This window comes from Streptomyces sp. NPDC002130 (assembly GCF_040296465.1).
In the GTDB taxonomy this organism is placed as follows: Bacteria; Actinomycetota; Actinomycetes; order Streptomycetales; family Streptomycetaceae; genus Streptomyces.
Genome location: NZ_JBEOXI010000067.1, coordinates 14,570 through 35,900, shown reverse-complemented (window position 1 = coordinate 35,900; position 21,331 = coordinate 14,570). Strand labels below are relative to the sequence as shown.

Here is a 21,331-nt window from a genome sequence, read left to right as displayed (position 1 = left end):
TCGGCCGCGGCAGGATCGGCTGCGGGGTGGGGATGGAGGCGTTCGCGTCCCCCATCTGCGCGTACGCGATCTGCCCGCCCTTGATGACGAGCTGCGGCTTGACGCCGAAGAACGCCGGCTCCCACAGCACCAGGTCGGCCAGCTTGCCGCTCTCCACCGATCCGACCTCCCGGGCCAGACCCTGGGCGAGCGCGGGGTTGATCGTGTACTTGGCGACATAGCGACGGACGCGACGGTTGTCGGCCCGTCCGTCCCCGGGCAGGGCGCCCCGCCGGCGCTTCATCACGTGCGCGGTCTGCCAGGTCCGCATGACGACCTCGCCGACGCGCCCCATGGCCTGGGAGTCGGAGGAGATGATCGAGATCGCGCCCAGGTCGTGCAGCACGTCCTCCGCCCCGATCGTGGACGGCCGGATCCGGGACTCGGCGAAGGCCAGGTCCTCCGGCACCGCGGGGTTGAGGTGGTGGCACACCATCAGCATGTCGAGGTGTTCCTCGGCGGTGTTGACGGTGAACGGCCGGGTCGGGTTGGTGGAGCTGGGCAGCACGTACGACTCGGAGACCACGGTCATGATGTCCGGCGCGTGCCCGCCGCCCGCACCCTCGGTGTGGTACGCGTGGATGCCCCGCCCGGCGATCGCGGCCAGGGTGTCGCCCACGAACCCGGCTTCGTTGAGCGTGTCGGTGTGGATGGCGACCTGGATGCCCGTCCGCTCGGCGACGGTCAGCGAGGCGTCGATGACGGCCGGGGTGGAGCCCCAGTCCTCGTGCAGCTTCAGGCCGAGTGCGCCACCCCGGATCTGCGACAGCATCGCCTCGTGGGAGACGGTGTTGCCCTTGCCGAGGAGGCCGATGTTGAGCGGATGGGCCTCCATCGCCTCCAGCATCCGCGCCAGGTGCCAGGGCCCGGGCGTCACGGTGGTGGCCTTGGAGCCCTCGGCCGGGCCGGTGCCCCCGCCGACCAGGGTCGTGATGCCGGAGGACAGCGCCTCGTCGGCGATCTGCGGGCAGATGAAGTGCACGTGCGCGTCGATCGCGCCGGCCGTGAGGATCCGCCCGTTGCCCGCGATGATCTCGGTCTCCGGGCCGATGACCAGGTCCGGGTGGACGCCGTCCATGGTGTCGGGGTTGCCGGCCTTGCCGATGCCGGTGATCCGGCCGTCGCGGATGCCGACGTCGGCCTTGACGATCCCCCAGTGATCGATGATCACCGCACCGGTGATCACCGTGTCCGGGGTGCCCTCCGCACGCGTGGCCCGCGCCTGGCCCATGGACTCGCGGATGACCTTGCCGCCGCCGAACACGGCCTCGTCACCGGCGAGTCCGGGGCCGCCGGAACGGTCCTCCTCGATCTCGACCAGCAGGTCGGTGTCGGCGAGACGGATCCGGTCGCCGGTCGTCGGGCCGAACAGGTCGGCGTACGCGGCACGTGAGATCTCAGGCATCGAGGGCACCTCCGGTCTCCCCGCGCAGACCGGGCACCACCCGGGCCCCGGCCAGCGGAACGAGTTCGACGTCGACGGGGATCCCGGGCTCGAAGCGCACGGCCGTGCCGGCGGCGACGTTCAGCCGCCTGCCGCGCGCGGCGGCCCGGTCGAACTCCAGGCCGGGATTGGCCTCGGCGAAGTGGTAGTGGGAGCCGACCTGCACGGGCCGGTCGGCGGCGTTCAGGACGGTGAGCCGGGTGACCTCGCGCCCCTCGTTGTAGGCAATCGGGTCCTCGGCGAACAGGATCTCTCCGGGAATCACGGCGGTCTCCCCGTCAGACGATCGGCTCGTGGACGGTGACGAGCTTGGTGCCGTCCGGGAAGGTGGCCTCGACCTGGACGTCGTGGATCATCTCCGGGATGCCCTCCATGACGTCGTCCCTGGTCAGGAGCTTGCGCCCGGAGGACATGAGCTCCGCGACGGTCCGGCCGTCCCGTGCGCCTTCGAGGATGTGCGAGGTGATGAGCGCGACCGCCTCGGGGTGGTTGAGCTTCAGCCCACGGGCCCGGCGCTTCTCGGCCACGTCCGCCGCCACGTGGATCAGCAGTCGTTCTTGCTCGTGCGGGGTCAGCTGCACGTCCCACCTCACAGTCGTCGCTCCGGGCCGTGCGGGGCCCGGTTGCCGCGGCCACGGGGCAAAGTGCCAGGTGGCGTGGAGCGGCAGGCTAATGGGACCGCGTTTCGGGCACGTTAACCAAGCTGTGATCCACCGCTCGGCGTGTCCCCGTCCCGCATACCGGTCAGCGCCCGCAGACCGTCCCGGAGGACCTCGACCGGTGCCGGCCCGAAGAGGGACTGCTGGGCGATGAACCCGAGCACCGCGGCGATCATCGTGCGGGCCACATGGTCCGGCGCCACGTCCGCCCGCATCATCCCGGCCTTCTGGTAGCCCTCGACGATCCTCCCCCAGGCCGCGCGGACCGAGCCGTAGCCCTCCCGCAGCAGGGCCGCCAGCTCCTCGTTGCGCAGGGTCTCGGTCCACACCTGGATGACGAGCCGCGGAAAGGCGGGCCGGCCGTCGACGACCAGAGACTCGCGGGCGGCCAGTGTCCTGCCGAGGACCGAGGCGACGAGTTCGTCCGGCGGCGGGGGCGGGCTCTGCCGCGCCGCCTCCTCGAAGGCCTCGCGGACGGAACCGAGCACCTCGGCGACGATGGCGCCGATCAGCTCCTCCTTGCCGCTGAAGTAGCGGTACACCGCCCCGGCCGAGAGGTCGACCTCCTTCAGAACGTCCTGCATGGACGTGGCGTGGAAGCCGTTGCGGGCGAAGCAGAGCGCGGCGCCGTCGAGGATCTGGCGGCGGCGGGCGTCGAGATGTTCCTGGGATACGCGAGCCATGATCCCCAACGTAAAACGAATATTCATTCTTGACAAGACGCCACGACCGGAGCACGGTGAGGGCAGAGCAAAAACGAACGATCCTTCTTTTTGACGTTCCGGTTCCGCTCACCTCAGGAGACCCTCATGCCTTCCCGCAACCGCCGTGTGATCGCGGTCGTCGTCCTCGTCCCCGTCCTGGCAGCCCTGGCCCTGTGGGCCTTCGCCTGGCCGGCCTCCCGCATCGCCCCCCGCGACCTGCCGCTGGGCGTGGCCGGACCGCCCGCCGCGGCGGCCCAGGTCGAGCGGCAGCTGGAGCGGCACGAGGGCGCCTTCGAGATCCACCGCTACGCCGACGAGGCCGCCGCCCGGGACGCCATCGAGGACCGGAGCGTGTACGGCGCGGTGGTGGTCACGCCGCAGGGGCCCGAACTGCTCACCGCGTCCGCGGCCGGACCGGCCGTCGCCCAGTTCCTCCAGCAGGCCGTGGCGCAGCAGGCCGCCGCCCAGGGCGCACAGGTCGAGACGGTCGATGTCGTGCCCACCCCGGCCGGCGATCCGCGGGGCACGGCGCTGAACGCAGCCGTACTGCCGCTCGCCCTGGCCGGCATCGCGGCGGGCGCGGTCGTCACCCTGCTGGGGCTGCGCGGCGGCCGGGCCGCCCTCGCGTTGGCCGGCGCGTCCGCCCTGGTGGGTGTGGTCGCGGCCGGGATCGCGCACAGCTGGCTCGGGGCGCTCGGCGGTGTCTGGTGGACGGAAGCGGGGGTGCTCGCTCTGTCCACGCTGGCCGTCGGCGGTGCCGTCGCCGGACTCGCCGCCCTGATCGGCCCCGCCGGCACGGGCATCGGGGCCGCCCTGGTGATGCTGATCGGCAACCCCTTCTCCGGCGCCACCTCGGCCCCGCAGATGCTGCCGGAGCCGGCCGGGGCGATCGGCCAGTGGCTGCCGCCCGGCGCGGGCACGACCCTGCTGCGCTCGGTGTCGTTCTTCGACGGCGCGGCGGCGACCGGGCCCGCCCTGACGCTGACCTGGTGGGCGGTGCTGGGCCTGGGTGCCGTGCTGCTCGGCGGCTCGCTCAGGGCACGGAAGGCGGGCACCGAGCCCGCGGCCGACCGCCGGGAGCTCTCGACCGTCGGCTGACCGGCGCCCGCATCGGACGACCGTGCGTCCCCTGGACGGGGGTGCACGGTCTTCCGTCTGTACGGGGCCGGGGCCTAGTGACCGGCCCTGCGGTGCTCCGCCGCGATGCCGAACCGCTGTGGTTCGCCAGGAGCGGACGCCACCTGGCGGACCGTGGACACGGCACTGACCACCTGCTCTTCCGGGGACTCCGCGAGCGCCTGGTCCTCTTCGAGTCGCCGCAGGTCATCGGCCGAGACGAGGGCGACGAGGGGCTTGCCGTGCCGGGTGACGACGACGCGTTCACCGGCGTACACCACGCGGTTGATCAGGTCGGCGAGCTCAGCCCTGGCTTGCGTCACCGGAATCTCGTAGGCCATGTCCCCATCATAACGTGACGTACGTCCTGTACATTTTTTACAGAGACGGCTGTCGCCGGAGACAGCTCTGCCCGCGAGGAGGGGTTCGCCATGACCCGACCGTCCGCCCGCTACGTGCTGCCCGAGTTCACCGAACGCACGGCGTCCGGGCAACGGACGATGGATCCGTACGCGAAGCTCCTGGAGGAGCGGATCGTCTTCCTCGGGGCGCCGGTGGACGAGACCTCGGCGAACGATGTGATGGCCCAGTTCATGCACTTGGAGCACCAGGCCCCGGAGCGCGACATCTCGCTCTACATCAACTCTCCCGGCGGCAGCTTCCATGCGATGACGGCGATCTACGACACGATGCGGTACGTCTCCTGCGATGTGGAGACGATTCTCCTGGGCCAGGCCGGTGCCGCCTCCTCGGTGCTGCTGGCGGCGGGCACGCCCGGCAAGCGATTCGCGCTGCCCGACGCGCGCCTGGTGATCCATCAGCCGGCCCTGCCCGAGCCGATCCGGGGCCAGGCGAGCGATCTGGCCATCCAGGCGGCTGAGTTGACGCGCATCCGGAGCCGGATGGAGGAGATGCTCGCGCTGCACACGGGCCGCACCCCGGAGCAGGTGAGCGCGGACATCGAGCGGGACAAGGTCCTCACCGCGCAGGAGGCGGTGGAGTACGGCCTGGTCGACGGGATCATCCCCAGCCGCAAGGCCACCCTCGCCCCGCCGACCGGGCAGTGAGGCCCCGGTGCTCCCGCCCGAACTTCCGCCGCTGCCCGCCCTGACCCGCGCCGAGGCCGAACTGATCGACCGTTACCTCGACGTGGTCGACCTGCTCGGCCGCATCAACCCGGCCCGGGACGGCGACACCTACCGCGGGCTGCGCGCCGCCCAGGCCCTCGTCGGCAAGGCGACCGCGCTGCGTGACGCTCTGGCCCTGATGCACCAGCGGGGCGAGACGGAACTGCACGCCGACACCCTGGCCCGGGCGCTGCGCGTACTGGACGGCGAGCGGCGCACGGCCCGGCTCACCCTGCCCCCGGATTCCGTCAGTTGAGGCGCAGCCATCGGTCCGGACGCCCGACGGACGGCGGAGCGTCCGGAGCTGAGTCGAAACGGACCAAAAGACGTACCGCTGTTCGGAGTAGGCGGGAGGCCGATTTTGAGACCCTTCCGGTTGCGCAACGCGCGTGGCCCGGGGGCGGAATGGGACATTCCGTCGCTGGTCCGGCGGTCCGCGAACCCGTGGACAGTGGCGCGAACGCACACGTGTCCACCCGAACGGGTGAGTGGTGAGTAACAACACAAATCCCCGGTTCCGTTGGGAAATCCGGACAGTCATGCGCCAAGATCCCTGCTTGACGACAAGCCCCCGCCGCTGTGGCGGGGCGATCCGGGCGGACGCCGAGTCCTGCCGCCGCCCGGATGACCGGTCGACAGGAGTGGATCGGCAGGAGTGGAGGACCCAAGCACGACGGGTCGCCGGGACGGTCACGCCATGACCGGACCTGAGCAGCCCTTGGGGTGAAGCCGCGTCAGCGGCCGGGCAACTTTGTCAGCCCGAATCCGACAGGTCATCCTTCACAGGCGGCTGACGAAGGGTTGCGCATGACTGCGCTCAATCGTGTCCCGTCGCTCATGGCCCGAGCCGGTACGGCCTCGGCGCTCACCATCGCCGCGGTGGGCGGCTCGATCGTGGCCCCCGGCTTCGCCTCCGAGGCCGCGGCAGCCACACCTGCGACCAAGGCACTCCAGATCGCGGCATCCAAGAAGGGATCGCCCTACAAGTACGGGGCGATAGGACCGCACCGGTTCGACTGCTCCGGGCTCACGCTCTACTCGTTCAAGAAGGCCGGCAAGAAGCTCCCCCGCACGGCTGCCCAGCAGTACAACAAGACGCGCCACATCTCCGCCAAGAACCGCAAGGCCGGAGACCTGGTGTTCTTCCACTCGGGCAGCAACGTGTACCACGTCGGTATCTACGCGGGTAAGAACAAGCTCTGGCACTCCCCGAAGAGCGGGGACGTGGTGCGACTGCAGAAGATCTGGACCAAGAGCGTCTGGTACGGGCGCGTGAGGTGATCCGCCCGGCGTGCGGCGGCGTCCTGACGCGCCGCCGCACGCCGGAGCGTGACACGGGCGCAAGTGGATACCCGTGACGTCATGGCCGAGCACCGTCCCTGCACCGCGCGCAACGAGACTCCGCTGCAACGCGCCGACCGCAACTTCGTCGAGCTGCTCCAGGAACTCCGCGTCACTCAGACGGGTGTGCAGATCCTCTTCGCCTTCCTGCTGTCGCTGGCCTTCACCTCGCGCTTCGGGGACCTCGACACGGTCCAGCGCGTCACCTACGTCACCACGCTGCTGCTGGCGGTCCTGGCCGCCGCGCTCTTCACCGCGCCGGCCGCGCTGCACCGCTCCCTCTTCCAGCAGGGCGCCAAGCCCCGCATAGTGCAGGTCTCCTCGCGCCTGGCCACGACCGGTCTGTGCGTACTGGTGTTCGCGTTCAGCGGTTCGGTGCTGCTGGTGGTCGACGTGACCACGGGCCGTACCGGTGGCATCGCGGCGGGCGCCGCGACCTTCCTGGTCTGCGTCGGACTGTGGGGGGGTGCTCCCTCGGCTGGTGCGGCGGGCGGGGCGGCACGGGGAACGGGACGGCGCCGGGGAGACCACCGGGGAGGAGCCGGAGGAAGCCGACATCAGGATCCCCGCACCGCTGCGGCGCACTGTCCGGCAGCCGTCAGGGCTTCGAGGGGCGGCAGCACACCGGGAGGCGTCGGCGCGGCACCGGTGACGGCAGGGGGCTCCGGCGGGCCACAAGGCGCGGAGTGAGCTTCCCAGAGCCGTGGGAGTGGCCGGATGTGGGTCGCGCGGGCCGGGGTGCGTCGAGGGCGCCCGGTGGGGAGGTTCTTCAGGCCCTTCAGGTCGTGCTGTGACGGCTACGGCTCCTGCTGGCCCGCCGTCGTCACCGGCCGGACCGGGACGGCCCACGGGAGTTCGATCGAGATGGTCTTGCCGCCTTCGCGGGTCGGGCGGATACGGAGTCTGCCGCCGCACTCGGCGGTCAGCCAGCGGATGATGACCAGGCCCCGGCCGTTGTCCTGCTGAACGGCCGCGGGCAGGCGTCTGGGGAAGCGCGGGTGACTGTCCGTGACACCGATGCGCAGTTGTTCGTCGCGGTCCAGCTCGACGTCCACGGTGAAGGTGGGCGACTGGCCGAAGGTGTGCTGGACGGCATTGGTGGCGAGTTCCGAGATGATGAGCCGGACGGTGTCGGACGCGTCCGTGTCCGGCGGCAGGCCCCACTCCGCCAGCGTGCTCACCACATAGGCACGCGCTGCGGAGACCGAGGCGGGATCGCTCGGCAGAGTGACGGATGCTTCCAGATGGTCTGCCATGGCGACGTCGTCCCTTTCCCACGGGACCGTAGCCCGACACGGAGCGGATGGTTCGAGTACGGTCCCGGACTGGTGCTTCGTCGTCAGACTGCCACCAGAACACCCCTGAAGGTCGGCGATCCACCAAGATATGCATATATCTGTCGCTCAAAGCGGTGAACTCTGCGACGCGAGACCGTATTTGGGTGGCTCCGAAGGAGTAAGGAGGAGCCCATGCAGCACGGTCCCGCGGTGCGCCGCCGGAAACTGGGCGCCGAACTGCGTGAGCTGCGCTCCTGGGCGGGGCTCACGAGCGGTGAGGCGGCCCGGCTGGTGGGCTGGCACCAGTCCAAGGTCAGCCGGATCGAGACGGGCACGAGCGGTGTGAAACCGGCCGATGTGCGGTTACTTCTGGACGCCTACGGTGTGACGGACTCCCAACTGCGCGAATTGCTCATGGTGTTGGCGGGCGCCGAGGACAGCGGTGGTCGGCACCACTGGTGGCACGCCTACCGGGGGGTGCTGCCGCCGACCTACCGGGACTTCATCAGCCTGGAGTCCCAGGCGGGGGCGATGCGCACGCTGGAGACCACCGTCGTCCCTGGCCTGCTCCAGACACCCGAGTACGCGCGTGCGGTGACGCGGGCCGCGGTGGAGGGGCTCCCTGAGGACCGGCTCGACACGCTGGTCGAGGTACGGCTGGCCCGGCAGGACGTGCTGCGCGCCGATCCCCCGCTGAGACTCAGCGCGGTGCTGGACGAGGCGGTGCTGCGGCGGGAGGTGGGCGGGCCCGGAGTCATGGCCCGCCAGCTGGAACGGCTGGTCGAGGCGGCGCGTCTGCCGCAAGTGCGCCTGCAGGTGCTGCCGTTCGCCGCAGGGGCGCACATCGGCGTCACCGGCCCTTTCGTTATCTTCTCATTTTCGAGCACTTCTGATCTGGATGTGGTTGTTCTCGACCACTTGACGAGTAGCCTCTACCTCGAACGGAAAGAAGACCTCCAGGCCTACACGGAGGCCTTCGACGCCCTTCAGATCCACGCCCTTTCGCCCGAGGACTCGTTGGATTTCATCGCCGGGACAGCCGCCGGCGCGTAAGGAGGCACCATGCGTGCACTGCCTCGTCACGTCCCCTCAAGCATCGAACTGCACGGTGTGCGGTGGTTGCGCAGCAGCTACAGCACCGGCGCGAACAACTGCGTCGAGACCGGGTGTCCGGATGCCCCGCCCTGGGCCGGACTGCTCGCCGTGCGCGACTCCAAGGACCCGGCCGGACCCGCGCTGCTCTTCTCTGCGGGGAGCTGGGCGGCCTTCGCGGCCGGGGTGGACCGCATGTAGGCGCTTGAGGCGCGTTCGATCAGACCGTATGCAGGCGGGCGCTTGCAGGCGCGTTCGATCAGACCGTCATCGTGCGACGCACGGCCGTGTCACGCCGACTCATGGCCGCGTCTCGCCGATCAGCCGTACAGCGCGTTCGATCTGCTGATCGGTCAGGTCCGCGCGTGCGGTGAGCCTGAGCCGTGAGATGCCGTCCGGCACGGAAGGGGGCCGGAAGCACCCCACGGCCAGGCCCGCCGTGCGGCACCGGGCCGCCCAGTTCACGGCGTCCTCGGGAGAGGGCGCGCGCACCGAGACCACCGCGGCGTCCGGACGCACCGCTTCCAGACCCGCGGCGGTCAGGCGTGCGTGCAGTTCACCCGCCACCGCGCGGGCCCGTGCCGCCCGTTCCGGTTCGCGGCGCAGCAGCCGCAGGGCCGCCAGGGCCGCACCCGCCGCCGCGGGGGCGAGACCTGTGTCGAAGATGAACGTCCGGGCCGCGTTGACCAGGTGGTCGACGACCCGCGCGGGGCCGAGGACGGCTCCGCCCTGGCTGCCCAGCGACTTGGACAGCGTGACCGTCGCGACGACGTCGCCGGCGCCCGCGAGGCCCGCCGCGTGCGGAGCGCCGCGGCCGCCGTCACCGAGGACGCCCAGTCCGTGGGCGTCGTCGACGACCAGCCCGGCGCCCTGCTCCCGGCAGGCCTCGGCGAGACCGGTGAGGGGGGCCGCGTCGCCGTCGACCGAGAAGACCGTGTCGGACACGGCGATCGCCGTGCCCTCGTGGGTCGCCAGCGCCTTGCGCACCGCGTCCGGCTCGGCGTGCGCCACCACCTGGGTGGTGCCGCGGGCCAGCCGGCAGCCGTCGATGAGGGAGGCGTGGTTGCCCGCGTCGGAGACGATCAGAGAGCCGTGCGGGGCCAGCGCGGTGACCGCGGCCAGGTTGGCGGCGTAGCCGGAGGAGAAGACGAGGGCCGCCTCGAAACCGCAGAAATCGGCCAGTTCCCGCTCGAGTTCGGCGTGCAGTTCGGTGGTGCCGGTGACGAGCCGGGAGCCCGTCGAGCCGCCGCCCCAGGTCCGTGCGGCCCGGGCGGCGCCCTCGGTGACCTCGGGGTGGCGGGCCAGCCCGAGGTAGTCGTTGCTCGCCAGGTCGAGGAGCGGGGAATCGGCCGGACGGGGGCGCAGAGTCCGTACGAGTCCGGCGCGGGCGCGCAGCTCCGCCTGCTCGTCGATCCAGCCGAACGCCATGGGTGGTCCTCCGCGGAATTTGTAGGCAGTGCACAGACACTAGCGGGACCACCAGCAGGTCAGTGTGTGGCAATACCCACACCTCGAAGCGACTCTGTTGTACGAACTCTCCTTTGCCCCGGGCGCCTCCTTAGGACAGGATCGGCTCCCATGGACCTGCTGAACACGCTGGTGGACAAGGGGCTTCGGCGCGAGCTGCCGACCCGCGACGAGGCACTGGCCGTCCTCGCGACGTCCGACGACGACCTGCTCGATGTGGTGGCCGCGGCCGGAAAGGTGCGGCGGCACTGGTTCGGCCGACGGGTGAAACTGAACTATCTCGTCAACCTCAAGTCCGGCCTGTGCCCCGAGGACTGCTCCTACTGTTCGCAGCGGCTCGGCTCGACGGCCGGGATCCTGAAGTACACCTGGCTCAAGCCCGACCAGGCCTCCGACGCGGCGGCGGCCGGGGTGGCCGGCGGGGCCAAGCGGGTGTGCCTGGTGGCGAGCGGGCGCGGCCCGACCGACCGGGACGTGGACCGGGTCTCCGAGACGATCAGGACGATCAAGGACAACAACGAGGGCGTCGAGGTGTGCGCCTGCCTCGGACTGCTCTCCGACGGCCAGGCGGAGCGGCTGCGCGAGGCCGGTGCCGACGCCTACAACCACAACCTCAACACGTCCGAGGCGACGTACGGGGAGATCACCACCACGCACACCTACGAGGACCGCGTCGACACCGTGCAGAAGGCGCACGCGGCCGGTCTGTCCGCCTGCTCCGGGCTGATCGCCGGCATGGGCGAGACGGACGAGGACCTGGTCGACGTCGTCTTCTCGCTGCGTGAACTGGACCCGGACTCGGTTCCGGTCAACTTCCTGATCCCGTTCGAGGGCACCCCGCTCGGCAAGGAGTGGAACCTGACCCCCCAGCGGTGCCTCAGGATCCTGGCGATGACGCGGTTCGTCTGCCCGGACGTCGAGGTGCGGATCGCGGGCGGGCGCGAGGTCCATCTGCGCACGATGCAGCCGCTCGCCCTGCACCTGGCCAACTCGATCTTCCTGGGCGACTACCTCACCAGCGAGGGCCAGGCCGGCAAGGCCGACCTGGAGATGATCGCGGACGCCGGGTTCGAGGTGGAGGGCACCGACCAGGTGACCCTGCCGGAGCACCGGGCCACCGGCGGCTGCCACGACGGGGGCGGAGTGTGCGGCTCCGGCGGCGGGGCGTGCGGCTCCGGTGAGGAACCGCAGGTCGCCGACTCCCCCACGGGCGCCGAACCGCGGACCGACCTGGTCGCCGTGCGCCGCCGGGGCGCCGGGACGGACCTCGCGCCCAATGCCTGAGCCGACCGTCCCCGAGCTGCTGGAACTCGACCGGCGGCACGTCTGGCATCCCTACGGCCCGATGCCCGGGCGGCAGGAACCGCTCGTCGTGGAGTCGGCGAGCGGGGTGCGGCTGCGGCTCGCCGATGGCTCGGGGGAGCTGGTCGACGGGATGTCGTCCTGGTGGTCGGCGATCCACGGCTACAACCACCCGGTGCTGAACGAGGCCGCCCGCGAGCAGCTCGGGCGGATGTCCCACGTGATGTTCGGCGGGCTCACCCACGAGCCCGCCGTACGGCTGGCGAAGCTCCTTGTCGACATGTCGCCCGAGGGGCTGGAGCATGTGTTCCTCGCCGACTCGGGGTCGGTGTCGGTCGAGGTCGCGGTCAAGATGTGCCTGCAGTACTGGCGTTCGCTGGGCCGCCCGGGCAAGCAGCGGCTGCTGACCTGGCGCGGCGGCTACCACGGCGACACCTGGCAGCCCATGTCGGTGTGCGATCCCGAGGGCGGGATGCACGACCTGTGGACCGGGGTGCTCCAGCGCCAGGTGTTCGCCGGCCCGCCCCCGGCGGAGTTCGAGGAGGCGTACGCCGAGCAGCTGCGGTCGCTGATCGAGCGGCACGCCGGTGAACTGGCGGCGGTGATCGTCGAGCCGGTGGTGCAGGGCGCGGGCGGGATGCGGTTCCACTCCCCCGCGTATCTGCGGGTGCTGCGCGAGGCGTGCGACGCGCACGACGTGCTGCTGGTGTTCGACGAGATCGCGACCGGCTTCGGCCGTACGGGTGCGATGTTCGCGGCGGAGCACGCGGCTGTCACGCCGGACGTGATGTGCGTGGGCAAGGCCCTGACCGGCGGCTACCTGACCATGGCGGCGACCCTGTGCACCGCGCGGGTGGCCGACGGCATCTCGCGGGGCGAGGTGCCGGTGCTCGCACACGGGCCGACGTTCATGGGCAACCCGCTGGCGGCGGCGGTGGCCTGCGCCTCGATCGAGCTGCTGCTCGGTCAGGACTGGCTCACGGAGGTCAAGCGGATCGAGACGGGGCTGCGGGACGGGCTCTCGGCCGCCTCGCGCCTGCCGGGCGTGAAGGACGTACGCGTCCTCGGCGCCATCGGCGTCGTCCAGCTGGATCACGCCGTGGACATGCAGGCGGCGACGCGGGCGGCCGTGCGCGAGGGTGTGTGGCTGCGGCCGTTCCGCGATCTGATCTACACCATGCCGCCGTACGTGACGGGCGACGCGGACCTGGCGCGGATCGCGCGCGCCGTGTGCGCGGCGGCGCGGGAGGGATGACATGCCGGTACTGGTGATCACGGGCACGGGCACGGAGGTCGGCAAGACGGTCGTGACCGCCGCCGTCGCGGCGGCGGCGTTGGCGGCGGGCCGTTCGGTGGCCGTGCTGAAGGCCGCGCAGACGGGCGTACGGCCCGACGAGCCCGGGGACGCCGCCGAGGTGGCGCGGCTGGCGGGCCCGGTCACGACGGCCGAAATCGCCCGGTATCCCGAGCCGCTGGCCCCGGCCACGGCGGCGCGCCGGGCCGGCCGGGCCCCGGTCCATCCGCACGAGGTCGCGGAGGCCGCCGCCAAACTGGCCACCGAGCACGACCTGGTGCTGGTCGAAGGCGCCGGCGGACTGCTCGTCCGGTTCGACGCGGCCGGAGGGACACTGGCGGACACGGCCCGGCTGCTGTCGGCGCCGGTGCTGATCGTGGCGCCCGCGGGGCTCGGCACCCTCAACACGACGGAGCTGACGGCGCGTGAACTGCGCTCCCGGGGGCTGGAACCTGCCGGGATCGTGATCGGGAGCTGGCCCGCGGCCCCCGACCTCGCCGCGCGGTGCAATCTGGCGGACCTGCCCGACGTGGCCGAAGCCCCGCTCCTGGGCTCGGTCCCGGCCGGGTCGGGCGCCCTCTCCCCCACCGCCTTCCGGAGAGCCGCGCCGCACTGGCTGGCGCCCCGGCTGGACGGCTCGTGGGACGCGGAGGCGTTCCGGGTACGGGAGGCACCCGAGGCGTTCTGAGGAGGGTCCGGACGAGAGCGTGACGGAACCGGCCGTCCCGGCGGGCGCGCGGGGAACCCGGCCGACCCGGCAGGCGCATGTCCGGAGCCGGCCGCCCCGGCAGGCGCATGTCCGGAGCCGGCCGCCCCGGCGGGCGCGCGGCGAACCCGGCCGCCCCGGCAGGCGCACGGCCGGAACCGGCCAACCCGGGGGGCGGGCGAACCCGGCCGTCCCCGCGGGCGCACGGCCCGAACCGGCCGTCCCGGCGGGCGCGCGGCGAAACCCGCCGACCCGGCAGGCGCACGGCCGGAACCGGCCGACCCGGGGCGCGCGGCGGAACCGGCCGTCCCCGCGGGGGCATGGCCGGAACCGGCCGTCCGGGCTGGCGCGCGGTGAAACCGGCGCGGACGTGATCGCGTGTTGAACTACGAACGTGATCACCTCTGAAGGGACCACCTTGCACACGAACACACCAAACCCGTCCCGCCGTACGGCCCTCGCGCTGGGCACGGCCGCCGCCCTCGCGCTGGGCGGCGGCACCGCCCACGCGTTACCCGGCACCGCCGGCGTCACCGCGCGGCTGCGGGACCTGGAGCGGGAGCACACCGCACGGCTGGGCGTGTACGCCCGCAACATGCGCACGGGCCGGACGGTGGCGTACCGGTCCGACGAACGCTTCCCGATGGCCTCGCTGTTCAAGACGATTGCCGCCGCGGCCGTGCTGCGCGACCTCGACCGCGACGGCGAGTTCCTGGCCCGGCGCGTCCGCTACACCCAGGCCTACGTGACGAAGTCGGGCTTCTCCCCCGTCACCGAAGACCACGTCGCGACCGGCATGACCATCGGCGAACTGTGCGACGCCACCATCCGCTTCAGCGACAACACCGCGGGCAATCTGCTGCTCAAGGAACTGGGCGGACCGACCGCGATCACGCGCTTCGCCCGCTCGACCGGTGACCGCGTCACCCGGCTGGACCGCTGGGAGCCCGAGCTCAACTCCGCGGAGCCGTGGCGCGTGACCGACACGACCTCCCCGCGCGCCATCGGCCTGACCTACGCCCGGCTGGTGCTCGGCGACGCGCTTGAGCCCCGGGACAGGGCCCGGCTCACGGACTGGCTGCTGCGCAACACCACGAGCCTGGAGAGGTTCCGCAAGGGTCTGCCGGCCGACTGGCTGCTCGCCGACAAGACGGGTGGCGGGCAGTACGGCAGCAACAACGACGTGGGCATCACCTGGCCGCCGGACGGCCCGCCGATCGTGATGTCGGTGCTGACCACGCAGCCGGAGGAGGACGCCGAGGGCGACAACCCGCTGGTGGCCCGGACGGCCGCGCTGCTGGCGGCGGAACTCGCCTAGCGTGACCGGCCACGGCAGGTCGTCGGGGGACCCCTGGCTGGTGGCCGGCGCCCTCGGGGTCGCCGGTCTGCTCGCCCTGCACTCCGCCGTGCCCAACGGGGTCGGGCGGCTGGGGAGCCTGCTGGAGACGTTCCTGCCGTGGCTGGGGGCGGTCGTGCCCGTGCTCGGCTGCCTCGCCCTGCTCGGACGGTCGCGGGCGGGGCTGCTCGCCTGCCTGGCGCCGGTGGCCGTGTGGCTCTGGATGTTCGGCGGGATGTGGTGGTCCTCGGCCCTCGGCCCGTACGACCTGACCGTCGTCCAGCACAACGTGGCCGACGACAACACCGACCCCACCGGCACCGCTCGGGCCCTGCGCGCGACCGGTGCGGGGCTGGTGGCCGTTCAGGAGCTCACCCCCACGGCACGGCCCGTGTACGAGAACGTCCTGGGCGCCTCCCACCCGCACCGGGCCGTCCACGGCACGGTCGGGCTCTGGTCGGCGCATCCGGTGTCGGACGTGCGGCCCGTGGACATCCGGCCCGAGGGATTCCCCGACAGCTGGCGGCGCGGTCTGCGGGCCACGGTGTCCGCACCCGGCGGCAGGATCGCCGTGTACGTGGTCCATCTGCCGTCGGTGCGCCTGGGCCCGGCGGGCCTCGCCTCGGCGGCCCGTGACGAGAGCGCGGCCCTGCTCGGGGACCGGATCGCCGCCGACCCCGCCGCCCGGCTGCTGGTGGTGGGCGACCTCAACGGCACGGTGCGGGACCGCGGGCTCGGCCCGCTCACCTCCCGGTTGCACGCGCCGCCCAGGGGGTTCGCGTTCAGCTGGCCGGCCGGCCTGCCGGTGGCGAGGATCGACCAGGTGCTGGGCCGGGGGGTGAAGGTGACGGAGGTGTCGGCGCTGGAGGCGACCGGGAGCGACCACCTTCCGGTGCTGGGCCGCGTACTCCTGCGGTAGACGGCAGGGGTGCGCCGGGCCCGTCGCGGGGAGAATCGGGGTAAGGCCAGCCTCGCAGGGAGGTTCCCATGCCGCTCCGCTCCGGCAAGGTGCCACGGGACGCCGTGCACCATCCGCTGTTCGCCCGCTGCTACGCCCGGGTCAGCGTGGCCGCCGAGACCCGGATGGGCATGAACCGGATACGCGGGAGACTGCTCGGCGGGCTGTCGGGGCGGGTGATCGAGATCGGCGCGGGCAACGGGCTGAACTTCGCGCACTACCCGGGCACGGTCGCGGAGGTCGTCGCCATCGAACCGGAGCGGCGGCTGCGGCACTTGGCCGTGGAGGCCGCTCTGCGAGCCGAGGTGCCGGTGGACGTGGTGCCGGGTGCGGCCGAGGCGCTGCCGGTCAAGAGCGAGGGCTTCGACGCGGCCGTGGTGTCGCTGGTGCTGTGCAGTGTGCGGGACGTGCCCCGGGCGCTGGGGGAGCTGCGGCGGGTGCTGCGGCCGGGCGGCGAGGTGCGGTTCTTCGAGCACGGCCGGGGCGGCGGCCGGGCGATGACCTTCACCCAGCAGGCGCTGGACCGGACGGTGTGGCCGGTGCTGAGCGGGGGCTGCCATGTGGCGCGGGAGCCGGTGCGGGCGCTGCGGGACGCCGGGTTCGAACTCGGCCCCTACCGGCAGGTGCTGATGCCGGCGGAGGGGCCGCAGCTGCCCACCTCGTACTGCGTGCTCGGGACCGCCTGGCGCCCGGTCGGCGGGTGATCACAGGCGGGTGATCACAGGCTCCACTGGCGCAGCTCCTGCTCGATGTCCCGTACGGACGCCTCGCCGCTCTTGACCAGCCGGGCGAGGTCGCGGACCTGCTCGGGTGAGGTGACGACCTTGACACCGCTGGCGACGAGGTACGCGTAGGCGACGGCGGAGGCGAACAGGGCGTTGGAGCGCTCCAGCGCGGGGACGTGCAGGAGGAGCTGGAGCAGGGCGGCGGCGCGGGCGTGCGGGCTGTCGTAGACGGGCACGTCGAATATGGCGGCCTGATGACGGGCGACGGCGGCGACGAGGGCCCCCCAGTCGGTGACCTGGGGGTCCCCGGGGGTCTTCTGCTCGGCGAGCATCAGCAGCCAGGCGAGGTCGATCTCGAGGTTGTCCAACGGTTCAGTGGCGACCTTCGCGCGTGCCCTCACGCTCTGCGCCGAACTCCTCGACGAAGACGGACTCGTACTGCTTCATGAAGTCCGCGGCGGCCTCCACGAACGTGTGGCCCACATCGCCGGTGTCCTGTCTGACCAGCTCCTCGATGTAGCGGTTGACGCTCATCCCGCGGGCCAGGGCGCGTTCACGGGCGGCGCGGGCGGTGCCCTCGTCGACGCGCACGTTCAGCTGGGTCTTCGCCATACCTCGAAGCTAGCGCGGAGGTGCTAGCACCGGCAAGGGCGGTGTCCGACCCGCGGAGGATACCGAGTGTGGGCCGGGTCACATTACTCTCGGGCAGGGTTGGGGGTCCTGACGTCCACCCAGAGGAGGCGGCCTTGTCCACACCTGCTGCGGAACACGCTCCCGGCCTCGCGCCGGCCGACGGGATCGCGGCCCGCGCCCGCGGTCTGACCAAGGCGTACGGCGCGGGCGAGACTGCCGTGCTCGCGCTCGACTCGGTGGACGTGGACGTCGTCCGGGGCCGGTTCACCGCGGTGATGGGACCGTCGGGCTCCGGGAAGTCCACGCTGATGCACTGCCTGGCCGGGCTCGACACTGTCTCGGCCGGTCAGGTGTGGCTGGGTGACACGGAGATCACCGGGCTGAGGGAGCGCGAGCTGACGCGGCTGCGCCGGGACCGGATCGGGTTCATGTTCCAGTCGTTCAACCTCATCCCGACCCTGAACGCGCTGGAGAACATCACCCTGCCCATGGACATCGCGGGCCGCAAGCCCGACGGGACGTGGCTGGACCAGGTGATCGACACCCTGGGCCTGCGGGACCGGCTGGGGCACCGGCCCTCGCAGCTCTCCGGCGGGCAGCAGCAGCGCGTGGCCTGCGCGCGGGCGCTGGCCTCCCGGCCCGAGCTGATCTTCGCGGACGAACCGACCGGCAACCTGGACTCGCGCGCCGGTCTCGAGGTGCTCGGCTTCCTGCGCGAGGCGGTGGACCAGCTCGGGCAGACCGTCGTCATGGTGACCCATGACCCGGGCGCCGCCGCCCACTCGGACCTGGTGCTCTTCCTCGGGGACGGCCGGATCGTCGACGAGATGCGACGGCCGACGGCGGAGGCGGTCCTGGAGCGGATGAAGAGGTTCGACGTGATCCGCACCCGCTACGAGGACGCCGACGCCCCGGCGTCGCCCGAGGAGAACTGAGCCCGTGCTCAAGGCGACCCTGCGGAGCTTCCTGGCGCACAAGGGGCGGCTGCTGCTCTCCGCGCTCGCCGTCCTGCTGTCCGTCGCGTTCGTCGCGGGGAGCCTGATCTTCTCGGACACCGTCAGCCGCACGTTCGACCGGCTGTTCGCCTCCACCGCGGCCGATGTCACCGTCAGCCCGAAGAAGGACCTCGACGAGGCGCTGCCGTCGGGCCGGACGGCCACCCTGCCGGCCGCGCTCGCCGAACGGGTCCGGCAGGTCGACGGGGTCGCGGCGGCCCGCGCCGACGTGAAAGTGAACGGCCTCACGGTCGTGAACGAGGAGAACGAACCGGTGGGCCCGACCACCGGGGCACCGACGCTGGGCTACGCCTGGAACCCGAACGAGCGCAGCCCCGTGCGACTGACCTCGGGCCATGCCCCGCGCGGTCCCGCGCAGGCGCTGCTCGACTCCGAGACCGCCGGCCGCAAGGACGTGCGCGTCGGCGACACCCTCACGGTCATCGCGCCCCCCGGGTCGTTCCCGGTCCGGGTGGTCGGCATCGTCACGTTCACGACCACGAACCCCGGATCCGCGCTGCTCTACTTCGACACCCCCACCGCCCAGACGAAGCTGCTGGGCCGGCCGGGTACGGCCACGAGCATCTCGGTCGACGCGGCGCGGGGCATCAGCGACGACCGGCTCGAACAGCGCGTGGCCGGCGCGCTCGGCGCACACACCTACGACTTCAGGACGGCCGGCGAACAGGCCGAGTCGGACGTCGAGCAGCTGGGCGGGTTCCTCGACGTCATCAAGTACGTGATGCTCGGCTTCGCCGGGGTCGCCGTCCTGGTCGGCGTGTTCCTGATCGTCAACACCTTCTCCATGCTCATCGCCCAGCGCACCCGTGAGCTGGGCCTGTTGCGCGCGCTGGGCGCCGAGCGGCGGCAGGTCCGCGCCTCGGTGCTCACCGAGGCCCTGCTGCTCGGGCTGGTCGGCTCCACGCTGGGACTCGCCGCGGGCATCGGGCTGGCGGCCGGACTGATCGGGCTGATGGGCCTGCTCGGCATGAACATCGACGCCGACGAGATGCAGATCGGCTGGGTGACCCCGGTGGCGGCCTACGTCGTCGGGCTCGGCGTCACCTTCGTCGCCGCGTACCTCCCGGCCCGGCGGGCCGCGGGCGTCTCGCCGATGGCCGCGCTCTCGGACGCCGAGGTGGCCGGGGTGGGCCGGCCGCTGCGGGTGCGTGCGGTGGCGGGCGCGGTCGTCGGGGCGGCCGGTGCGGCGGCGCTCGCGGGCTGCGCGGTGTCCCGGCAGACGTCGTCGGCGGCGTCCCTGCTCGGGCTCGGCGTGGTGCTCACCCTGATCGCGACCGTGATCGCCGGGCCCCTGCTGGTGCGCCCGGTGATCCGGGTGCTCGGCGCGGCCTTCCCCGCGCTGTTCGGTCCCATCGGCCGGATGAGCCAGCGCAACGCCCTGCGCAACCCCCGCCGCACCGGAGCCACCGCGGCGGCTCTGATGGTGGGAATCGCCCTGGTCGGCGGGATGTCGGTGGCGAGCGAGTCGATGACCGCGTCGTTCGACCGGCAGATCGACACGACGCTCGGCGCCGACTTCGTCGTGCAGAACACCAATTTCCAGCCGTTCCCCCAGGAGGTCACCGACAAGGTGCGCCGCACCGACGGCGTGGGCCTGGTCGTGCGCGGGAGGTTCACACCGGTCGCGGTGCGCCTCCCGGACGGCGACCGCGTGGAGACCACGGCGGCGGGCTACGATCCGCGGCTCGACGAGGTCGCCGACATCACCTATGCGCAAGGGGACTCGGCGGCCGCGCTCGCCCGCGGGCACCTGGCCATGGACCGGGACTTCGCACGCGACCACGGCGTTCGGGTGGGCAGCGTCCTCCCGGTGCGGTTCCCGGCCGGACGCTCGGCCGAGCTGACGGTCGGCGCGCTCACCGATCAGGACACCGCCGAGGGGTTCGGCACCCAGGGCGGGCTGTTCTTCGGCATGGACACCCTGGAGCGGTACGCGCCGGGCGGGCGGGACTCCGCGCTGTACGTCAACGCCGCCTCCGGCACCGGCGACGGCGACCTGCGCGCGAACCTGGAGGAGACCCTGGAGCCGTACCCGCAGGTGCAGGTGCGGGACCTGGCCGACTACAAGCAGCTGGTCCGGGACCAGATCGCCGTCCTGCTGTACCTCGTGTACGCGCTGCTCGGGCTGGCGATCATCATCGCCGTGCTCGGCGTGGTCAACACCCTCGCGCTGTCGGTCGTCGAACGCACCCGGGAGATCGGCCTGTTGCGGGCGATCGGGCTGGCCCGGCGGCAGCTGCGGCGGATGATCCGGCTGGAGTCGGTGGCCATCGCGGTGTTCGGCGCGGTCCTGGGGCTGGTGCTGGGGCTGGTGTGGGGTGTGTGCATGCAGCAGGTGCTGGCGCTCCAGGGCATGACGGCCCTGGCGGTCCCGTGGCTGACGATCGTGCTGGTGGTGGTCGGCTCGGCGGTGGTCGGGATCGTGGCGGCGCTGCTGCCGGCGTTGCGTGCGTCCCGCATGAACGTCCTGGCGGCCATCGCGCACGAGTGACGTCCGCATGCTGAAACGGTCTGACGCGGGCCGGTGCGAGTGCTGTGATCATGCGATGACCGACTTGCACATCCGGGCCGCGACGCCCGAGGACCTCGACACCGTGCTGGCCTTCTGGAAGGTGGCCGCCGAGGGCACGAGCATCAGCGACGACCGCGGTGGTGTGGAGCGGCTGGTCGCGCGTGACCCCGAGGCGCTCATCCTCGCGGAACGCGGCGGCGAACTGGCCGGCACGGTGATCGCCGGGTTCGACGGCTGGCGCTGCCATCTGTACCGGCTGGCCGTGCACCCGGGCCACCGTCGCCGGGGCGTCGCGACCGCGCTGCTCGCCGCCGCGGAGGAGCGGTTCGTACGGCTCGGCGGGCGTCGTGCGGACGCGATGGCGCTCACGCGCAACGAGACCGCGCACCGGACGTGGGGAGCGGCCGGATACGGGGCAGAGGAGCAGTGGCGACGTTGGGTGAAGCCGCTCACCGAGTAGTCACGGCCGCGAGGCCGTGCTCACAACCGGAGGCGCACTTTGCCCATCCTTTACTCTTGAATGGCCACTCGGTCCTGCATGAAAGGTTGTGAGCCTCCGCCCATGGGCGAGCCTCCCCGTGCG

The 21,331-nt window shown here is 72.2% G+C and carries 25 protein-coding genes and 1 riboswitch; of the genes, 16 read left to right on the top strand and 9 right to left on the bottom strand.

Going from position 1 to position 21,331, the window contains the following annotated elements; translation table 11 throughout:
• The 4 genes from ABT116_RS15660 to ABT116_RS15645 all read right to left on the bottom strand — a co-directional run.
• A partial coding sequence (locus tag ABT116_RS15660) for an urease subunit alpha (RefSeq protein ID WP_351633028.1) occupies positions 1-1,444 on the bottom strand: 1,444 nt, incomplete at its 3' end.
• A complete protein-coding gene (locus ABT116_RS15655) occupies positions 1,437-1,748 on the bottom strand; it encodes an urease subunit beta (protein ID WP_351633025.1) in 312 nt (103 codons plus the stop codon). The genes ABT116_RS15660 and ABT116_RS15655, both read right to left, overlap by 8 nt.
• Positions 1,749-1,761: 13 nt before the next feature.
• Positions 1,762-2,064 carry an urease subunit gamma gene (locus ABT116_RS15650; protein ID WP_104781970.1) on the bottom strand — a complete coding sequence of 101 codons (303 nt, stop codon included), beginning with the start codon at positions 2,062-2,064 and terminating at the stop codon, positions 1,762-1,764.
• A 113-nt stretch (positions 2,065-2,177) separates the two neighbouring features.
• A complete protein-coding gene (locus tag ABT116_RS15645) occupies positions 2,178-2,825 on the bottom strand; it encodes a TetR/AcrR family transcriptional regulator (protein ID WP_351633021.1) in 648 nt (215 codons plus the stop codon).
• 126 nt (positions 2,826-2,951) lie between these two features.
• On the opposite strand from ABT116_RS15645, the gene ABT116_RS15640 reads away from it, so the two are divergent.
• The gene (locus ABT116_RS15640) at positions 2,952-3,944 is read left to right on the top strand and encodes an ABC transporter permease (protein ID WP_351633018.1); all 993 of its coding nucleotides are present in this window, start codon (positions 2,952-2,954) and stop codon (positions 3,942-3,944) included.
• A 74-nt stretch (positions 3,945-4,018) separates the two neighbouring features.
• Here ABT116_RS15640 and ABT116_RS15635 read toward each other — a convergent pair whose 3' ends face one another.
• Positions 4,019-4,303 carry a type II toxin-antitoxin system Phd/YefM family antitoxin gene (locus ABT116_RS15635; RefSeq protein WP_351633015.1) on the bottom strand — a complete coding sequence of 95 codons (285 nt, stop codon included), beginning with the start codon at positions 4,301-4,303 and terminating at the stop codon, positions 4,019-4,021.
• A 90-nt stretch (positions 4,304-4,393) separates the two neighbouring features.
• Between ABT116_RS15635 and ABT116_RS15630 the strand changes: the two genes are divergently transcribed.
• The 4 genes from ABT116_RS15630 (at position 4,394) to ABT116_RS15615 (ending at position 7,120) form a co-directional block, all read left to right on the top strand.
• Positions 4,394-5,029: an ATP-dependent Clp protease proteolytic subunit gene (locus tag ABT116_RS15630; protein ID WP_351633012.1), complete on the top strand. Its 636-nt coding sequence runs from the start codon at positions 4,394-4,396 to the stop codon at positions 5,027-5,029.
• 7 nt (positions 5,030-5,036) lie between these two features.
• Positions 5,037-5,345 (top strand): hypothetical protein, encoded by a 309-nt coding sequence (locus tag ABT116_RS15625; protein ID WP_351633009.1) that lies wholly within the window; start codon positions 5,037-5,039, stop codon positions 5,343-5,345.
• A 348-nt stretch (positions 5,346-5,693) separates the two neighbouring features.
• Positions 5,694-5,893, top strand: a riboswitch (cyclic di-AMP (ydaO/yuaA leader).
• Between the two features lie 3 nt (positions 5,894-5,896).
• Complete coding sequence (locus tag ABT116_RS15620) at positions 5,897-6,370, top strand: C40 family peptidase (protein ID WP_053674244.1); 474 nt, start codon at positions 5,897-5,899, stop codon at positions 6,368-6,370.
• Positions 6,371-6,451: 81 nt separating this feature from the next.
• Positions 6,452-7,120: a DUF6328 family protein gene (locus tag ABT116_RS15615; protein ID WP_502983872.1), complete on the top strand. Its 669-nt coding sequence runs from the start codon at positions 6,452-6,454 to the stop codon at positions 7,118-7,120.
• 107 nt (positions 7,121-7,227) lie between these two features.
• Here the strand turns inward: ABT116_RS15615 and ABT116_RS15610 are convergent, their stop codons facing one another.
• Positions 7,228-7,686, bottom strand: a complete 459-nt coding sequence (locus ABT116_RS15610) for an ATP-binding protein (RefSeq protein ID WP_351633005.1) — start codon at positions 7,684-7,686, stop codon at positions 7,228-7,230.
• Positions 7,687-7,899: 213 nt separating this feature from the next.
• Here ABT116_RS15610 and ABT116_RS15605 point away from each other — a divergent pair, with 213 nt between their 5' ends.
• Both ABT116_RS15605 and ABT116_RS15600 read left to right on the top strand, forming a co-directional pair.
• Positions 7,900-8,760: a helix-turn-helix domain-containing protein gene (locus tag ABT116_RS15605; RefSeq protein ID WP_351633002.1), complete on the top strand. Its 861-nt coding sequence runs from the start codon at positions 7,900-7,902 to the stop codon at positions 8,758-8,760.
• Between the two features lie 9 nt (positions 8,761-8,769).
• Entirely contained in the window at positions 8,770-9,000 is a 231-nt protein-coding gene (locus ABT116_RS15600; protein WP_351632999.1) for a DUF397 domain-containing protein, read from the top strand.
• Positions 9,001-9,099: 99 nt separating this feature from the next.
• On the opposite strand, the gene ABT116_RS15595 is transcribed toward ABT116_RS15600, so the two are convergent.
• Positions 9,100-10,227 (bottom strand): 8-amino-7-oxononanoate synthase, encoded by a 1,128-nt coding sequence (locus tag ABT116_RS15595; RefSeq protein WP_351632997.1) that lies wholly within the window; start codon positions 10,225-10,227, stop codon positions 9,100-9,102.
• Between the two features lie 150 nt (positions 10,228-10,377).
• Here ABT116_RS15595 and bioB point away from each other — a divergent pair, with 150 nt between their 5' ends.
• The 6 genes from bioB (at position 10,378) to ABT116_RS15565 (ending at position 16,566) form a co-directional block, all read left to right on the top strand.
• Positions 10,378-11,550, top strand: coding sequence for a biotin synthase BioB (gene bioB / locus ABT116_RS15590; protein ID WP_351632995.1), 1,173 nt, complete (start codon positions 10,378-10,380; stop codon positions 11,548-11,550).
• On the top strand, positions 11,543-12,823 hold the full coding sequence (locus ABT116_RS15585; RefSeq protein WP_351632992.1) for an adenosylmethionine--8-amino-7-oxononanoate transaminase: 1,281 nt from the start codon (positions 11,543-11,545) through the stop codon (positions 12,821-12,823). The genes bioB and ABT116_RS15585 overlap by 8 nt, the downstream gene beginning before the upstream one ends.
• A 1-nt stretch (position 12,824) precedes the next feature.
• Positions 12,825-13,550, top strand: coding sequence for a dethiobiotin synthase (gene bioD / locus ABT116_RS15580; protein ID WP_351632990.1), 726 nt, complete (start codon positions 12,825-12,827; stop codon positions 13,548-13,550).
• A 412-nt stretch (positions 13,551-13,962) separates the two neighbouring features.
• Complete coding sequence (bla, locus tag ABT116_RS15575; RefSeq protein WP_351632988.1) at positions 13,963-14,886, top strand: class A beta-lactamase; 924 nt, start codon at positions 13,963-13,965, stop codon at positions 14,884-14,886.
• Position 14,887: 1 nt separating this feature from the next.
• Positions 14,888-15,823, top strand: a complete 936-nt coding sequence (locus ABT116_RS15570) for an endonuclease/exonuclease/phosphatase family protein (protein ID WP_351632985.1) — start codon at positions 14,888-14,890, stop codon at positions 15,821-15,823.
• A 68-nt stretch (positions 15,824-15,891) separates the two neighbouring features.
• The gene (locus ABT116_RS15565; protein WP_351632982.1) at positions 15,892-16,566 is read left to right on the top strand and encodes a class I SAM-dependent methyltransferase; all 675 of its coding nucleotides are present in this window, start codon (positions 15,892-15,894) and stop codon (positions 16,564-16,566) included.
• Positions 16,567-16,580: 14 nt separating this feature from the next.
• On the opposite strand, the gene ABT116_RS15560 is transcribed toward ABT116_RS15565, so the two are convergent.
• Both ABT116_RS15560 and ABT116_RS15555 read right to left on the bottom strand, forming a co-directional pair.
• Positions 16,581-16,955, bottom strand: coding sequence for a fic family toxin-antitoxin system, toxin component (locus ABT116_RS15560; protein WP_184562785.1), 375 nt, complete (start codon positions 16,953-16,955; stop codon positions 16,581-16,583).
• A gap of 4 nt (positions 16,956-16,959) precedes the next feature.
• Positions 16,960-17,199, bottom strand: coding sequence for a toxin-antitoxin system HicB family antitoxin (locus tag ABT116_RS15555; RefSeq protein WP_351632979.1), 240 nt, complete (start codon positions 17,197-17,199; stop codon positions 16,960-16,962).
• Between the two features lie 134 nt (positions 17,200-17,333).
• On the opposite strand from ABT116_RS15555, the gene ABT116_RS15550 reads away from it, so the two are divergent.
• Genes ABT116_RS15550 through ABT116_RS15540 form a run of 3 tightly spaced genes read left to right on the top strand, consistent with a single transcriptional unit; the run spans position 17,334 to position 21,208 of the window.
• Positions 17,334-18,155, top strand: coding sequence for an ABC transporter ATP-binding protein (locus tag ABT116_RS15550; RefSeq protein WP_351632978.1), 822 nt, complete (start codon positions 17,334-17,336; stop codon positions 18,153-18,155).
• 4 nt (positions 18,156-18,159) lie between these two features.
• Positions 18,160-20,727: an ABC transporter permease gene (locus ABT116_RS15545; RefSeq protein WP_351632975.1), complete on the top strand. Its 2,568-nt coding sequence runs from the start codon at positions 18,160-18,162 to the stop codon at positions 20,725-20,727.
• 55 nt (positions 20,728-20,782) lie between these two features.
• The gene (locus ABT116_RS15540) at positions 20,783-21,208 is read left to right on the top strand and encodes a GNAT family N-acetyltransferase (protein WP_351632972.1); all 426 of its coding nucleotides are present in this window, start codon (positions 20,783-20,785) and stop codon (positions 21,206-21,208) included.
• The last annotated feature ends 123 nt before the right edge of the window (positions 21,209-21,331 follow it).

What these genes read in the sequence shown, in the direction of transcription:
- ABT116_RS15645 (WP_351633021.1), bottom strand. Translation starts at nt 2,825, where the DNA reads ATGGCTCGCGTATCCCAGGAACATCTCGACGCCCGCCGCCGCCAGATC.
- ABT116_RS15640 (WP_351633018.1), top strand. Translation starts at nt 2,952, where the DNA reads ATGCCTTCCCGCAACCGCCGTGTGATCGCGGTCGTCGTCCTCGTCCCC.
- ABT116_RS15635 (WP_351633015.1), bottom strand. Translation starts at nt 4,303, where the DNA reads ATGGCCTACGAGATTCCGGTGACGCAAGCCAGGGCTGAGCTCGCCGAC.
- ABT116_RS15630 (WP_351633012.1), top strand. Translation starts at nt 4,394, where the DNA reads ATGACCCGACCGTCCGCCCGCTACGTGCTGCCCGAGTTCACCGAACGC.
- ABT116_RS15620 (WP_053674244.1), top strand. Translation starts at nt 5,897, where the DNA reads ATGACTGCGCTCAATCGTGTCCCGTCGCTCATGGCCCGAGCCGGTACG.
- ABT116_RS15615 (WP_502983872.1), top strand. Translation starts at nt 6,452, where the DNA reads ATGGCCGAGCACCGTCCCTGCACCGCGCGCAACGAGACTCCGCTGCAA.
- ABT116_RS15610 (WP_351633005.1), bottom strand. Translation starts at nt 7,686, where the DNA reads ATGGCAGACCATCTGGAAGCATCCGTCACTCTGCCGAGCGATCCCGCC.
- ABT116_RS15605 (WP_351633002.1), top strand. Translation starts at nt 7,900, where the DNA reads ATGCAGCACGGTCCCGCGGTGCGCCGCCGGAAACTGGGCGCCGAACTG.
- ABT116_RS15600 (WP_351632999.1), top strand. Translation starts at nt 8,770, where the DNA reads ATGCGTGCACTGCCTCGTCACGTCCCCTCAAGCATCGAACTGCACGGT.
- ABT116_RS15595 (WP_351632997.1), bottom strand. Translation starts at nt 10,227, where the DNA reads ATGGCGTTCGGCTGGATCGACGAGCAGGCGGAGCTGCGCGCCCGCGCC.
- bioB (WP_351632995.1), top strand. Translation starts at nt 10,378, where the DNA reads ATGGACCTGCTGAACACGCTGGTGGACAAGGGGCTTCGGCGCGAGCTG.
- ABT116_RS15585 (WP_351632992.1), top strand. Translation starts at nt 11,543, where the DNA reads ATGCCTGAGCCGACCGTCCCCGAGCTGCTGGAACTCGACCGGCGGCAC.
- bioD (WP_351632990.1), top strand. Translation starts at nt 12,825, where the DNA reads ATGCCGGTACTGGTGATCACGGGCACGGGCACGGAGGTCGGCAAGACG.
- ABT116_RS15565 (WP_351632982.1), top strand. Translation starts at nt 15,892, where the DNA reads ATGCCGCTCCGCTCCGGCAAGGTGCCACGGGACGCCGTGCACCATCCG.
- ABT116_RS15555 (WP_351632979.1), bottom strand. Translation starts at nt 17,199, where the DNA reads ATGGCGAAGACCCAGCTGAACGTGCGCGTCGACGAGGGCACCGCCCGC.
- ABT116_RS15540 (WP_351632972.1), top strand. Translation starts at nt 20,783, where the DNA reads ATGACCGACTTGCACATCCGGGCCGCGACGCCCGAGGACCTCGACACC.